This window comes from Actinomadura luzonensis, from assembly GCF_022664455.2.
GTDB lineage: Bacteria > Actinomycetota > Actinomycetes > Streptosporangiales > Streptosporangiaceae > Nonomuraea > Nonomuraea luzonensis.
Genome location: NZ_JAKRKC020000001.1, coordinates 38576 through 51964 on the forward strand (window position 1 = coordinate 38576; position 13389 = coordinate 51964).

Sequence of the window (13389 nt, forward strand, 5' to 3'; positions counted from 1 at the left end):
CCCGCACGTCGGAGCGCGGGGTCAGCCCTGGGGGCCGCGCCCGTAGCGCTCGCGCTCGGCGGCCGTCGGGTCGCTCTCCGGGGACAGCCGCTCGCGCTCGGCGGCCGTGCGGTCCGTCTGGCGCATCCGCTCCCCGGAGGTCCCGCCGCCACCGCCGTAGCGGCGCTGCACGGCGTCCCTCCCCTTCTCGATGTGCTCGTCGTACTTGTGGCCGGTCCGCTCCTTGGCGAACCTGGAGGCCCGGTCGAGCACCTGGTCGGCCTGCTTGGAGTGCCCGCGGGCCAGGTTCTCGGCCTTCTTCAGCCATTCCCCGATGCGGCTCATCACCATCTCCCCGTTCGTCCGGCTACCTGGGCCCCCTACCCCGCCGAACGGCCTCCTCACTTTCCTGGTGCCGCCCCACGACCCGGCTCGGGGCGGCCTCAGCCCGGGCCGCCGGGAGCGCGCAGGTGCGCCGACGGGACCGGGATGGCGGGGAACGGGTTGTCCGGCAGGAGGATGACCCGGCGCGCCTCGCGGCCCTGGAGGGCGGCGTCGAGGTGCAGCAGGGCCGCGCCGATGCCGGCCGCGCCCACCATGAAGCCGGTGTCCGCGCTGACCTCGCCGGGACGTAGCCGGCGGTAGGCCTGGTACCAGCGGAAGCCCCGCCCGTCGTGGTCGGTGGCCGCGCCGATGAGATGGTGGGCCAGCTTGCGGGCGAAGGCGAGGTACGTGGCGTCCCCGGTCTCGGCCCACAGGCCGACGAACAGCTCCAGCAGCCCGGCCGAGCCGCAGCACTGGCAGGCGACGTTCCAGAAGCCGGGCGTGCGCCCCTCCGGCGCCCCGCTGCGCAGGATGCCGCCCGCCAGCCGCTCCACCCACTCCAGGTGCCCCCGCTCGCCCGTCACCCGGTACAGCTCCTGGAACATCCGGGCCACGCCCGCCGAGCCCGAGCAGAAGCCCAGGTAGTGCAGGCCGCGCTCCTGCGGCACGTGGTGCGGCACCAGCGCGCATCTGTCGGTCACCACGCTCACCTCGCGGACGAAGCCCGCCCCCCGGTTCGCCGCCTCCAGGAAGCCCGGCTCGCCGGTGAGCCCGTACAGGCGGGCCAGCAGGAACGCGGTCCCGGCGGTGCCGGCCAGGAAGCCGGGCGTGACGGCGTCGGCGGGCAGGTCGGGGCAGTCGCCGAAGCGGTGGCCAGGGACGGCGAGCCCGGCGATGCGCTCGCCCGCCGCCACCGCCGTCTCCTCGTAGCGCGGCACGCCGAGGGCGGCGGCGGCCCGCAGCAGCCCGAGCACGATGCCGCCGTCGCCGCGCTGGGCCGGGTCCCCCGTCCAGCCGGGGCCGCCGGCCAGCGGACGGGCGGAGCGCACGACGTGGTCGGCGGCGTCGCGGGCCGCCGACTCCAGCTCCTCGTCGCCGAGCGCCCAGCCGGCCTCGGCGAGCGCCACCACGACGCCGGTCAGGCCGTGGTAGAGCGTCAGGTCGTTCTGGCCGCGCCAGGTGGCGGCGAGCCGGCGCGCCCCGGCCGCGGCGTCCTCCAGGTACGCCTCGTGCCCGGTGGCGGCGGCCAGCTCCAGGAAGAACAGCACGATCCCGGCCGCCCCCGCGTACAGGGAGGCGGGCTCGGGCGTGGTCAGGGCGGAGCGGCCGCGGCCGTCGGGGTTGGCGGCCCACGCGCGGCCGGACGCGTCGTCCTGGGCGGCGCCGCGGATCCACCGGCCGGCCAGGATGGCGGCGGTCAGCGGCGTCTCGGCGCGCTCACTCGGGGAGCGGGTCTTGTCCGAACCCATACTTGAGTATCCCACAACCTTGGTAGGAAAATCGGGCTACTGTTGTGTTGCTCGCAGGAGAACATCGTCCGGAGGGGAAGCGGTGGCACTGCCCGATTTCCTGATCGCCGGCGTGCCGAAGGCCGGCACGACGGCCCTGCACACCGCGTTGCAGCAACATCCGCAACTCTACCTGTCCACGATCAAGGAACCGAAGTTCTTCCTCACCGACGGCCCGCCGCCCGAGCGCGGCGGCCCCGGCGACCTGGAGACCTACCGGGAGCACGTCTGGCGGCGCGCGGACTACGAGGCGTTGTTCGACGACGCGCCCCCGGGCACGCTGACCGGCGAGTCCACCCCTTTCTACCTCTACGACGCGGACGCGGGCCGGCGCATCCGCGCCCTCGTCCCGGACGTGAAGATCATCGTGACGCTGCGCGACCCCGTCGAGCGAGCCCACTCCAACTGGACGCACCTCTGGTCGGCCGGGCTGGAGCCGATCGGCGACCTCGTCCGCGCCTGCGAGGCCGAGCCGGAGCGGATCGCCGCCGGATGGTCGCACTTCTGGCACTACGTCGGCCTCGGCCGCTACGGCGAGCAACTGGCCCGGCTCTTCGAGCTGTTCCCGCGCGAGCAGGTGCTCGTCTTCCGCTACCGGGACCTCGTGGACCGGCCCGCCGACACCCTCGACCGGATCTGCGCCTTCCTCGGCGTGCGGCAGGGGCTGCTCACCGAGATGCCCCGGCAGAACGTGACCGCGCACCCCGACGCGGGCGCCCGGCACACGGTGCTGTCCACGCTGGCCCGCCGCCTGCCCGCCCTGGCCCGGCCGATCGAGGACCTGCTGCAGCACCGCGGCACGGCCCGCCGCCCGCTGTCGTGGGAGCAGCGCCGGCGGCTCATCCCGTACTTCGCCACCGACGTGGCGCTGCTCCAGCGGGTGACGGGCGAGGACTTCAGCGACTGGCTGCGGCCACGGGAACGTTCCGGCGGCCTCGTGGGCGCCCGGCCGCCGGGCCAGCGCCAGTCGCGCAACGGCCGCCGCGGCTGAGCGGCCGCGCGCGCGCCGTCGCCTTACCGCAGCTCGGTGCGCAGCTCGTGGGCGCCGTCCGCGCGGGTGTACTCGTAGTACAGGCGGGTGCCCCCGCCCGGCAGGTCCACGAACTCCAGGTAGCGCAGCCCGCGGCCGTGGTGCGGCGACTCGGCGGCGGGCCGCTCGCCCACCGGGGTCAGCGCCGCCGGGTCGGCGCCCACGGCGATGCCGGTGCGCTCCTCGTAGTTCTCGGCGGCGCTGGCCCGGCCGTCGTAGAAGGCCACCACGCGGTCGCCGTCGAAGCGGACCGCGCTGATCCGGGTGCCGCGCGCGTCCCACAGCCCCGGCCGGCCGCTGAGCGCGGTGCCGTGCCAGGTCCACTCCAGGCCATCCGTGCTGGTGGCGTAGTCGGTGACCATCTGGTCGGCCTCGTCGGGGTCGGCGAGCGGATGGCAGGAGGCCCACAGGTGCCAGACGCCGCCCCGCCGGACGATCACGGTGTCCTTGACGCCGGTCTTCGGGTCGCCGGGCAGGACGGTGGCGCGGGTGCGCGGGTCGAAGGCGGCGGGGTCGGCCGCCTCCAGCACCTCGACCCGCCAGTGCTTGGTGCCGGGGGTGGCGCAGCTCAGGTAGAGCCGCCAGCGCCCGCCGGGCAGGCGGACCAGGGACGGGCGCTCGAGCGACTCGGCGTCCATGGCCTCCCTGGAGACGGTGGCGATCGTCTCGAAGCGCTCGCCGTCCACTGAGCGGGCGATCGCCACCGCGTAGCCGCGGCCCTGCCCGATCGGGCGGCGCAGCCGGTAGGCGAGGTAGACGAACCCGTCGGCGGCGACGGCGCTGGGCGCGCCCGCCCAGTGGCCCTCGCCGGGCGCGGGCGGGCCGATCGCGACGCGCGCGCGCTCGGGGTCGGGCAGGAGGGCGTTCTCGTCGATCGGCATGGGACCGAGCGTAGAGCCTGGCGGGGTGCCGGACATGGCCGCTTACCTCTCCTTGGAGTTTTCCTTATTACCTATAGACTTTACATAGATACGGCCGGCGGCGGCGTCCCGTTCTGTCGGCGGAGGTCCTTACCATACGCGCATGACCCTGCACGGATTCACGCTCACCGCCGACGGCCCGTACGACTTCGGCGCCGCCCTCCGCTTCGTCGAGGACTGGCCGGCCACCAGCGCGCTGCCCTCCGACGGGCGGGCGCTGCGCTTCGCCTACTGCGCGGAGAGCGACTGGCTGCCGATCGGGGTGCGGGTGACGGCGGCGCCCGGCGGGGTCGAGGCGGCCACCACGCGCCCGGCCGGGCCGTCGATCCGGGGCGAGGTGGCGCGCGTCTTCTCCCTCGACACCGACGGCGCCGGCTTCGCCAAGCTCGGCGAGGCCGACCCGGTGCTCGGCGACCTGCAGCGGCGCAGCCCCGGCCTGCGCCCGGTCTGCTTCTGGAGCCCGTGGGAGGCGGCCTGCTGGGCGGTGATCGTGCAGCGCTCGTCGATGCTCATCGCCTCGCGCATCAAGCGGCGCATCGCCGAGCGCTACGGCGCCAGGCTCACCGTCGACGGCCAGGAGTGCCTGGCCTTCCCGCCGCCCGTGTCGCTGCTGGAGGCGGGCGGTCTCGGGCTGCCCGCGCAGAAGGAGGAGTGGGTGCGCGGCCTGGCCAGGGCCGCCCTCGACGGCGTGCTGACCACCGAGCACCTGCGCTCGCTCGCCCCCGAGGAGGCGCTGGCCGAGCTGCGGGCGCTGCCGGGGTTGGGGCCGTTCTCGGCCGGGCTCATCCTGATCCGCGGCGCCGGGGCGCCCGACGCCTTCCCCGGCGACGAGCCGCGGCTGTTCGCCATCCTGCGGGAGGCGTACGGGCTGCCCGAGGACGCCCCGCCCGCCGCCTACCGCGAGCTGGCCGAGACCTGGCGGCCCTACCGCTCCTGGGCGTCCTTCCTGTTCCGCGCCACCTCCTACGGCACCCCCCGCGACTAGGCCGCCGGGTCCACCGGCAGCTCCACGGTGATCGTCAGGCCGCCCTCCTCGCGCGGCCAGCCCGTCACCGTCCCGCCGTGGGCCTCGGCGATCACCTTGACGATCGACAGGCCGAGCCCGCTCCCCCGGTCCGAGCGCAGCCGGTCGCCGTGCAGCCGCCGGAACGGCTCGAAGATCGTCTCCATCTCGTACGGCGGCACCGGCAGCCCCGTGTTGGCCACGATCAGCTCCACCCGGTCGGCGCGGCGCCGGGTCGTGATCCACACCTCGCCCTTGGGGTGGTTGTGCCGGACCGCGTTCTCCACCAGGTTCTGCACCAGCCGCTCGACCAGCACCGCCTCGCCGGTGGTCGGGGCGGGGTCGAGCAGCCGGTGGATGGTCACCTCGCGCTCGGCGGCCTCGGCGGCGGCCTGATCGAGCACGTGCTCGGCGACGTCCGTCAGGTCGAACGGCCGCCGGTCCAGCACCGCCTGCTCGCCCTCCGCGAGCGCCAGCAGGCCGTCGATGAGCCGTTCGTGGCGGGCGTTGACCAGCAGCAACGACTCGCCGAGCCGCTTGACGTCGTCGGTGGCGTCGGGGCGGCGCACCGCGACGTCCACGAGCGTGCGGTTGATGGTCAGCGGGGTGCGCAGCTCGTGCGAGGCGTTGGCGACGAACTTGCGCTGCGCGTCGAACGCGCGGGCCAGCCGGCCGAGCATGGTGTCGAAGACGTCGGCCAGCTCCCTGACCTCCTCGCGCGGGCCGTCGTAGCCGATGCGCTCGGTCAGGTCGTGGCTCTGCGCGACCTGGCGGGCGGTCTCGGTGATCCGCCGGACCGGCCGCAGCGCCCAGCCGCCCGCCCGCCAGCCGAGCGCGAACGCCCCCGCCGTGCCGGCCAGCACGATCAGCCCGCCCGCGTTCCGCACGGCGGCGAGGGTGTCGCGCTGGTAGGCGGCGCGGACCCGCATGGCCTGCCGGCGCGCCACCTCGTAGATGCCGTCGTTCCTGCAGAACCCGTCGTTCTCGACGCAGGCGGGCGTGAGCAGGTCGGTGCGGTACTCCAGGGAGGAGCGCACGACCAGCCACACGCCGGCCACGGCCGGCGCCCCGAGCACCAGGAAGACCACGGCCGCGGCCAGGGCGAAGCGGAGGCGCACGCTCATGGGATGCGGTACCCCGATCCCGGCACGGTCTCGATGACCTGCGGCTCGCCGAGCTTCTTGCGCAGCTTCATCATCGTGGTGCGCACGGTGTTGGTGAACGGGTCGATGTGCTCGTCCCACACCTTCTCCAGCAGCTCCTCGGCGGAGACCACCGCGCCGCGGGCGCGCAGCAGCTCGGCCAGCACGCCGAACTCCTTGCGGGCCAGCGGCACGTACACGCCGTCGCGGAAGACCTGCCGGTGCGCCCAGTCCAGCCGCACCCCGGCCCGCTCCAGCATGGGCGGGTCGGCCTTCCTGGCGCGCCGGCCGAGCGCGTGCACCCGGGCCACCAGCTCCTCGAACGCGAACGGCTTCGGCAGGTAGTCGTCGGCCCCGAGCGACAGCCCGCTGACGCGGGAGCGGACGTCCCCGGCGGCGGTCAGCATGAGCACCCGGACCAGCCACTCCCGCTCGACCACGGTCCGGCACACCTCGTCGCCGTGCACCTGCGGCAGGTCCCGGTCCAGGATCAGCACGTCGTAGTCGTGTACGCCGAGCCGCTCCAGCGCCGACTCCCCGTCGTAGGCGACGTCCACCGCCAGCGCCTCGCCCCGCAGCCCCTCGGCGATCGAGTCGGCGAGCATCCTCTCGTCCTCGGCCACCAGCACCCGCACGCGCGCCCCCTCGCGAGATCCATGAACGGCGACGATCCTCGCCGAACCCACATAACGCCCGCATAACCACTTCTGGTGACGATCAGGTTATCGGCCGCCCGCTGGACTGCCTCCCCTACGGCCGGATCCCCCGGCCCGGCCGCACGGGAGGACCTCCGTGACCATCGCCCCGCCCCGGACCCGCCCGCCCGTCGCGGGTCTCCGCGCGCCGGGCGGGCACCGCCTGTTCGGGTGCGTGCTCGCGACGGCCGCCGCGCTGCGCGTGCTCGTCATGCTGGGCTACGACACCGCGCAGGTCTACTGGTACGACTCCTTCACCTACCTGGACACGGCCGTGCACCTGCGGCCGCAGGGGGCCTTCCACCCGGCCGGGTACTCCTGGTTCCTCTGGGCGCTGCGCCCCTTCCACAGCGTGACGCTGGTGGCCGGGGTGCAGCACGCGATGGGCCTCGGCCTCGGGGTGATGCTGTACGCGCTGCTGCGCCGCCGCTCGCTGCCCGGGTGGGGGGCGGCGCTGGCGACCGTGCCGGTGTTGTTCGCCCCGGCGTTCGCCCGGCTGGAGCACGCCGTGCTGTCCGACCTGCAAGTGATCTTCCTGGTCACGGCCGCGCTGCTGGCGCTCATGTGGCGGCCCGCCGTGCCGTCCGCGCGGGCCGCCGCCGCGGCGGGCCTGCTGCTCGCGCTGGCCGGGCTGACCCGCACCGCCGCCGTGCCGCTGCTCGGCCTGGCCGCCGCCTGGCTGCTGCTGCGCCGCGCGCCCTGGCGGCGGGTGGCCGCGCTGGCGCTGGCGGGCGGCCTGCCGCTGCTGGCCTACGCCGGCTGGTACGCCCAGCACCACGGCCGGTTCGCGCTCAGCGGCTCCGACGGGGTCGCCCTCTGGGCCCGGACCATGACGTTCGCCGACTGCTCGAAGATCCAGCCGCCGCCCCGCCTGGCCGCGCTCTGCCCGAACGGCACCGTCGTGGACGCCGCCTCCGAGTACGTCTGGGCCCCCGGCTCGGCGCTCAACCGCCTGCCCGGCGACCGGTTCTCGCACAACGACGCCGCCAGGTCGTTCGCCCTGGCCGCGATCGCCGCCCAGCCGCTCGACTACCTGCGCGAGGTCGCCAGGGACACGGCGCTGGCCTTCGCCTGGCAGCCGGTCGCCCATCCCAGGCGGGTGTCGCCCGCCGTGACCTTCCCCGTCGGGTCGTGGCCGTTGCCCGAGGAGCACGCCCTCATCGGCCGGGTCCGGGCCGCGTACGACCCGGCCATCCGCGGCATGTCGTCCGTCGAGCCGTACGCGTCGGTGCTGGCGGCCTACCCGTACCCGTGGGCGCTGCACGGCCCGCTGCTGGGGGTGCTGCTGGCGGCGGGCGGGCTCGGCGTGGCGGCGGCGCGCGGGCGGCGGGCGGAGGTGCTGCTGCCGTGGTCGTTCGCGGTGTTCCTGCTGGTGGCGCCGGTGGCCGCGCTCGACTTCGACCACCGGTACGTGCTGCCTGCCGTCCCGCCCGCGTGCCTGGCGGCCGCGCTGGCGATCCGGCGGCCGGCCGTGCGCGGAAGGGGCTAGGGGATCGGCACGCGGGCGCTGGCCAGGGCCGGGCGGCGCATGGCCATCAGCGGGACGCCCAGCCCGTACGTCAGGAAGGCCCCCTCCGGCCGGATCTCGACCACCCGGCACGTCTCGCGCCGCTCCTCGGGCAGCAGGCGGCGGAGCCGCCGCCACACGTCGCCGTCCGGGTCCGGGATCCCGGGGTGCACGATCGCCGTGCCGTGGAAGCTGACGGTGGCCGGCGGGATGGGCGCGAGCAGCGCCAGCAGGCCGCCGCGGTGCACGGGCACGGTGACGGCGACCCGGCCGGAGCGCGCGAGGTGCCGGGCCTTCCAGCTGTCGGCGGCGACGGCCACGTACAGGCGCCGGCCGCCGGTGACGTAGACGACGCCGCTCGATCGCGGCTGCCCGTCCGGCGTGAGGTGGGCGACGGTCGCGAACGACTGCCTGCCCAGCTCCCGCCAGACCTGCTCGGCGGTGAGGCGCGGGCCCTGGGTGGTGGTGGTTACGGACATGACGGATACCTCCCGTACCCCTTGGTAGGGGACGGGCGCGCGGCCAGGTAGAGGCGAACGTCAGCTCTCGCCCGCCGGGTGCGGGTTCTTCCCCCCTCCCCCTCCCCCTCCCCCTCCTCCGACGCACTGGGAGATGACGGAGACCTTGGAGGGCTTGCCGGAGTTGTTCTTGAACATGTAGCGCCACTTGCCGGCGACGGCGCGGCTCTCGATGACGCTGGCGTGGGCGTGCGGGTCGTGCCAGACGTACCCGCCGCCGATGGGGACGCTGCCCGCCGGGCAGGCGGCGCCGGTCACCCTGACCGGCTTGCCCGGGGGCACCGCCACCGGACGGCCGTGCTCCTGCGTCACCGACAACGTGGCCGCCGGGCCCTGGGGACCCGTCAGCCCTCTGGCGCCCTGCGGACCCGCCGGGCCTCTCAGCCCCTGCGCCCCCTTCAGCCCCTGCGGGCCGGCCGGGCCCCGCGCGCCCTGCGGCCCCTTGAGCCCTTGGGGACCGGCCGCGCCCCTGGCCCCTTGAGGACCCGCCGGCCCCTGCGCGCCCCTGAGCCCTTGGACACCCCGAGGACCCGCCGGGCCCGTCGCCCCGACGGGACCCGCCGGGCCTTTCACGCCCTGCACGCCCCGGAGCCCCTGGACACCCCGAGGACCCGCCGGACCGGTCGCCCCGACGGGACCCGCCGGCCCTTTCACGCCCTGCACGCCCCGGAGCCCCTGGACACCCCGAGGACCCGCCGGACCGGTCGCCCCGACGGGACCCGCCGGCCCTTTCACGCCCTGCACGCCCCGGAGCCCCTGGACACCCCGAGGACCCGCCGGACCCGTCGCGCCGACCGGGCCCGCCGGGCCCGCCGGGCCCTTCGCGCCCTGGAAGCCCCGCAGCCCTTGGACGCCCTGCGGGGCCGGCTTCTCCTGCCCTTCCGTTTCACTGGCCTGCCGGGCCCGCGACTCACAGGCCCCTGCCGGGCCTCGCGCCACGGCCGCGGGACCGGCCGGGCCGGACGCCGGGGATCCGGCGGCCCCGCGCCCGCCGGGCCCGTGGCCGGGAGCGCCCCTGCGGGCCCGTCTCGCCGCGCGCCCCGGCGGGTCCGGCGGGCCCCGGCGCCCCTCGCGGGCCCGCGGGCCCCGGGTCGCCCCGCCAGCCCTGGGCCCCGGGGTCGCCCTTGGGGCCCTGCAGTCCTTGCGGGCCCGCCGGTCCCGGGTCGCCTTTGAGTCCCACGGCCCCCGGGTCGCCTTTCGGCCCCGCGACCCCCGGGTCGCCCTTGGGGCCCGCGGCGCCGGGGTCGCCTTTCGCGCCACGGCGCCCGTCGCGGGCGGGCCCATGGCCCGGCGGGACCGGGCGGGCCGGCGAGTCCCCTCGCGCCGGCCGGACCGGCGGGGCCGGTGGCGCCCTGCGGCCCGCCGGGCGGTGGCCCCGATCGGGCCGGCCGGTCCCGCGATCCCCTGAGGGCCCGCCGGTCCTGTCGCCCCGTCAGGCCCGCGGGCCCCGCCCCCCGGCGCCCCGTCGCGGCCGTCCCGCCCGGGGTCGCCGGCGGGCCCCGGCGCTCCCTGCGGCCCGGTGGCGCCCTGCGGCCCTGCGGGGCCCTGCCAGCCGCGGAGTCCCTGCGGGCCCCGCGCCCCGACGGCCCCGTCGCGCCCGGGGATGCCCTGCGGGCCCACCGCGCCGTCCTTGCCGTCCTTGCCCGCCGGCCCGGCGATGCCCTGTGGCCCCACCGCGCCGTCCTTGCCGGGCTTGCCCGCCGGCCCGGTAAGGCCCTGCGGGCCGCGTACGCCGGGCTTCCCTGTCGGGCCCGGCTTGCCCTCCGGGCCGCGCGCGCCGTCCTTGCCCGGCTTGCCCTGCGGGCCCCGCGCGCCGGGCCGCCCCACCGGACCCGGCACGCCCTGCGGCCCACGCGGGCCGCCCTTGCCGGGACGCCCCGGGCCGCGCGGCCGGGTTGCCTGTCGGCCCGGTACGCCCTGGGGCCGCGCGCGCCGGGCTTTCCGTCGGCCCCGGGACGCCCTGCGGGCCGCGCGCGCCGGGCTTGCCTGTCGGCCCCGGTACGCCTCAGGCCGCGCGCCGGGCTTTCCGCCGGCCCGCGCGCGCGCCAGCGGGCGCGCGCGCCGGCTCGCGGGTGGGGCACGTTCCTGCGGCCGCGGGGGCCGTCCTTGCCTGGTTTGCCCTGCGGGCCGGGCATGCCCTTGTGACCGGCGGGGCCGCGGGGCCCGACCGGCCCGCGCGGGCCGGCCGGTCCGCGGGGCCCGACCGGTCCCCGGGGGCCGTGGTGCCCGTCGTGCTCGGGATGCGGCCGGTGAGCTTCGGCGACCGGACCGGGGCCGGGACCGTTCTCGCCCGTGCCCCTGACGCCGGCCCTGTCGACGATCCCGGGTGTTCTCGCGGCCGCGACGGCCGCGATCGTGATCGGCGAGCACGGGATACCGGTCGCTCCCGCCGACAGGACGAGAAAACGGACGAGTACGGTGAATTGCATGCTCACCATGCTCACAACGCCTAAGTTATCGGAACAACCGGCATTTACCCGGTTCCCCTCCAAGAGGCGCAAAAGAAGGACCGGGCAGCTTATACCCACCCCACAAAGCCCCGCACACACCCCCGCAAGCACCGGAAACACGCCAAATAGGACTCGCCCGTGACCAGCGGCGATGCGCGGCGAATTCGCACTCCCGGGATAGGCGAACCAGCCAATCACAACCCGCCGGAAAGCGCCAGAGCGCACCCCCGATTTCACGAAGCACCCGTGGAAGTCCTCGTATTCGGATAACCGAGTTTCGCCGCCCCGCCCGCAGGAAAGGAATCCGAATTCACGGCACACCCGTCCGGCCGCCCCGCCGCAGGGCACAGATCGGACATTCGGGGCGGGTCACGGACGTTCCCAGCGGTATGGTGGAGGACAACGTCAGGAGCGGGCCGGTCCCGTCTCTTCCCAGGGTGCGAACGGGTGACTGCGTGCGGCAGGTCAAGGATGTGCGGCTGGGCGACCACGTCTGCCTGGCCTTCGCCCACGAGGCCGAGCAGCGGGCGGTGGCCGGCGCGTTCGTCTCCGCCGGGCTCGACCGGGGCGAGCGGGTGATGTACTTCACCGACGACCCGGCCCCCGACGGGGTGCGCGACTGGCTGGCCGAGGCGGGCGTCGACGTCTCCGGCGCCGTCGCCTCCGGCCGCCTGGAGGTGCTCACCGCCGCCGACAGCTACCTCGGCCCCGGCCGCTTCGACCCCGACCTGATGATCGCCCTGCTTCGCACGACGGTCGGCGACAGCCTCGCGGCGGGCTTCGCCGGGCTGCGGGTCACCGGGGAGATGAGCTGGGCGCTGCGCGAGCTGCCCGGCGCCGAACGGCTCGAGGACTACGAGCGCCGCGTCACCGGGCTGTTCGCCGAGGGCGACTCCGCGGCGCTGTGCCAGTACGACGCCCGCCGGTTCCCCGCCCACCGGCTGACCGGTCTCCGCTGCTGCCATCCCGGCGAGGTGCGCATGGACGATCTGGCCGACGGCGAGCGCCTGCGCGTGACCCCGTCGTACGAGCCGGGCGGCGAGCTGGTCCTGCGGCTGCGGGGCACCATCGACCGCAACACCGCGCCCGCCTGGCACGCCGTCCTCGACCACGCCGCCGGCGCGGGCGGCGACGTGTGGGTCGACCTGAGCGAGCTGGAGTTCATCGACGTGGCGGGCACGCGCGCGCTGGCCCGCGCCGCCGGGCGGATGAGCGACGGCCACCGCCTGCGGGTGCGGCACGCCTCGGCCGCGCTGCGCAAGGTCCTGCGCCTGACGGGCTGGGACGGCGCCACCGGCCTGAGCATCGAAGGAGGGCTCCCGCCCGTGACCCGGCCATGAGCGCCACGACGACCGGCGCCGACCACGGGGCGCCGCCTCGGCTGGTGCACCACGCGCTGGTGTACGGCAGCGACGGCCACTTCGTGTCGGTGACCGCGCCCTTCTGCCAGGAGGGGCTGGCCGCCGGCGACAAGGTCCTGGCCGTCACCACCGCCGCCAACATCGCCCTGCTGCGGGCCGCGCTGGGCCGCGACGCCGACGACGTCGAGTTCGTCGAGGCCGCCGGCTGGTACGACGCGCCGGGCCGCACGCTCGCCGCCTACGACCGTTACGTGCAGGTCCACCAGGACGGGCGCCGCCGGGTGCGGGTCATCGGCGAGCCGGTCTGGCAGGGGCGCAGCGCGGCCGAGGAGACCGAGTGGATCCGGTACGAGTCGGCACTGAACGCGGCGTTCGCCGGGCAGCCGGCCTGGATCGTGTGCCCGTACGACGAGCGCGTCCTGCCCGGCCGGATCGTCGCCGAGGCCCGCCGCACCCACCCCGCGCTGCTGACCCCCGGCGGCGTGCGGCCGAGCGACGCCTACGTCGAGCCGGAGTCGTTCACCTGCGACGCCGACGCACTCCCGCTCCCCCCGCCGCCCCCTGACCCGCTCGCGGACTTCCCCTTCGACGGCGACCTGCACCTCATGCGCGGGCTGGTGCGGGCGGCGGTCGCCCCGCTCGGGATGTCCGAGGAGCGCGTCGGGCTGCTGCTGCTGGCCGTGAACGAGGTGGTCAGCAACGCGGTCGAGCACGGCGGCGGGCACGGCCGCCTGGTGGTGTGGGCCGAGGGGCCGGTCGTCGTCTGCGACGTGACGGACCCGGGGCGCATGGAGCGGTCCCTGCCCGGTTTCCGCACGCCCGAGCCGACCGCGACACGCGGGTACGGGCTGTGGGTGGTGCGCCGGGTCTGCGACCTGCTGGAGATCCGGACGGGGCCCGCGGGCACCCAGATCCGCCTGCGCCTGTCCCGCGCCTGACGCCCGCGTCAGGC

12 protein-coding genes are annotated in these 13389 nt (G+C 76.3%); 5 read left to right on the plus strand and 7 right to left on the minus strand.

Features of this window, described 5'->3' with window-relative positions; translation table 11 throughout:
• Positions 1-21 precede the first annotated feature (21 nt).
• Together MF672_RS00175 and MF672_RS00180 are read right to left on the minus strand one after the other, a co-directional pair.
• Entirely contained in the window at positions 22-324 is a 303-nt protein-coding gene (locus MF672_RS00175; protein WP_242381167.1) for an antitoxin, read from the minus strand.
• Between the two features lie 98 nt (positions 325-422).
• Positions 423-1772, minus strand: a complete 1350-nt coding sequence (locus MF672_RS00180) for a lanthionine synthetase LanC family protein (RefSeq protein WP_242381166.1) — start codon at positions 1770-1772, stop codon at positions 423-425.
• 82 nt (positions 1773-1854) lie between these two features.
• Here MF672_RS00180 and MF672_RS00185 point away from each other — a divergent pair, with 82 nt between their 5' ends.
• Positions 1855-2802: a sulfotransferase family protein gene (locus MF672_RS00185; RefSeq protein WP_242381165.1), complete on the plus strand. Its 948-nt coding sequence runs from the start codon at positions 1855-1857 to the stop codon at positions 2800-2802.
• 23 nt (positions 2803-2825) lie between these two features.
• Here MF672_RS00185 and MF672_RS00190 read toward each other — a convergent pair whose 3' ends face one another.
• Entirely contained in the window at positions 2826-3722 is an 897-nt protein-coding gene (locus MF672_RS00190; RefSeq protein ID WP_242381164.1) for a glycoside hydrolase family protein, read from the minus strand.
• A 142-nt stretch (positions 3723-3864) separates the two neighbouring features.
• Here MF672_RS00190 and MF672_RS00195 point away from each other — a divergent pair, with 142 nt between their 5' ends.
• A complete protein-coding gene (locus tag MF672_RS00195) occupies positions 3865-4746 on the plus strand; it encodes a DNA-3-methyladenine glycosylase family protein (RefSeq protein WP_242381163.1) in 882 nt (293 codons plus the stop codon).
• Here MF672_RS00195 and MF672_RS00200 read toward each other — a convergent pair.
• Both MF672_RS00200 and MF672_RS00205 read right to left on the minus strand, forming a co-directional pair.
• Positions 4743-5888: a sensor histidine kinase gene (locus MF672_RS00200; RefSeq protein WP_242381162.1), complete on the minus strand. Its 1146-nt coding sequence runs from the start codon at positions 5886-5888 to the stop codon at positions 4743-4745. The genes MF672_RS00195 and MF672_RS00200 overlap by 4 nt on opposite strands.
• Positions 5885-6541 carry a response regulator transcription factor gene (locus tag MF672_RS00205; protein WP_242381161.1) on the minus strand — a complete coding sequence of 219 codons (657 nt, stop codon included), beginning with the start codon at positions 6539-6541 and terminating at the stop codon, positions 5885-5887. Before MF672_RS00205 ends, MF672_RS00200 begins: the two co-directional genes overlap by 4 nt.
• A gap of 157 nt (positions 6542-6698) precedes the next feature.
• Between MF672_RS00205 and MF672_RS00210 the strand changes: the two genes are divergently transcribed.
• Positions 6699-8090: a hypothetical protein gene (locus MF672_RS00210; RefSeq protein ID WP_242381160.1), complete on the plus strand. Its 1392-nt coding sequence runs from the start codon at positions 6699-6701 to the stop codon at positions 8088-8090.
• Here MF672_RS00210 and MF672_RS00215 read toward each other — a convergent pair.
• Complete coding sequence (locus MF672_RS00215; RefSeq protein WP_242381159.1) at positions 8087-8587, minus strand: pyridoxamine 5'-phosphate oxidase family protein; 501 nt, start codon at positions 8585-8587, stop codon at positions 8087-8089. The two genes, MF672_RS00210 and MF672_RS00215, sit on opposite strands and share 4 nt — an antisense overlap.
• A gap of 60 nt (positions 8588-8647) precedes the next feature.
• On the minus strand, positions 8648-8914 hold the full coding sequence (locus MF672_RS00220; RefSeq protein ID WP_242381158.1) for a hypothetical protein: 267 nt from the start codon (positions 8912-8914) through the stop codon (positions 8648-8650).
• 2617 nt (positions 8915-11531) lie between these two features.
• On the opposite strand from MF672_RS00220, the gene MF672_RS00230 reads away from it, so the two are divergent.
• Both MF672_RS00230 and MF672_RS00235 read left to right on the plus strand, forming a co-directional pair.
• Positions 11532-12416 (plus strand): MEDS and STAS domain-containing protein, encoded by an 885-nt coding sequence (locus MF672_RS00230; protein ID WP_242371746.1) that lies wholly within the window; start codon positions 11532-11534, stop codon positions 12414-12416.
• Entirely contained in the window at positions 12413-13375 is a 963-nt protein-coding gene (locus MF672_RS00235) for an anti-sigma factor RsbA family regulatory protein (protein WP_242371744.1), read from the plus strand. The genes MF672_RS00230 and MF672_RS00235 overlap by 4 nt, the downstream gene beginning before the upstream one ends.
• Positions 13376-13389: the final 14 nt, after the last annotated feature.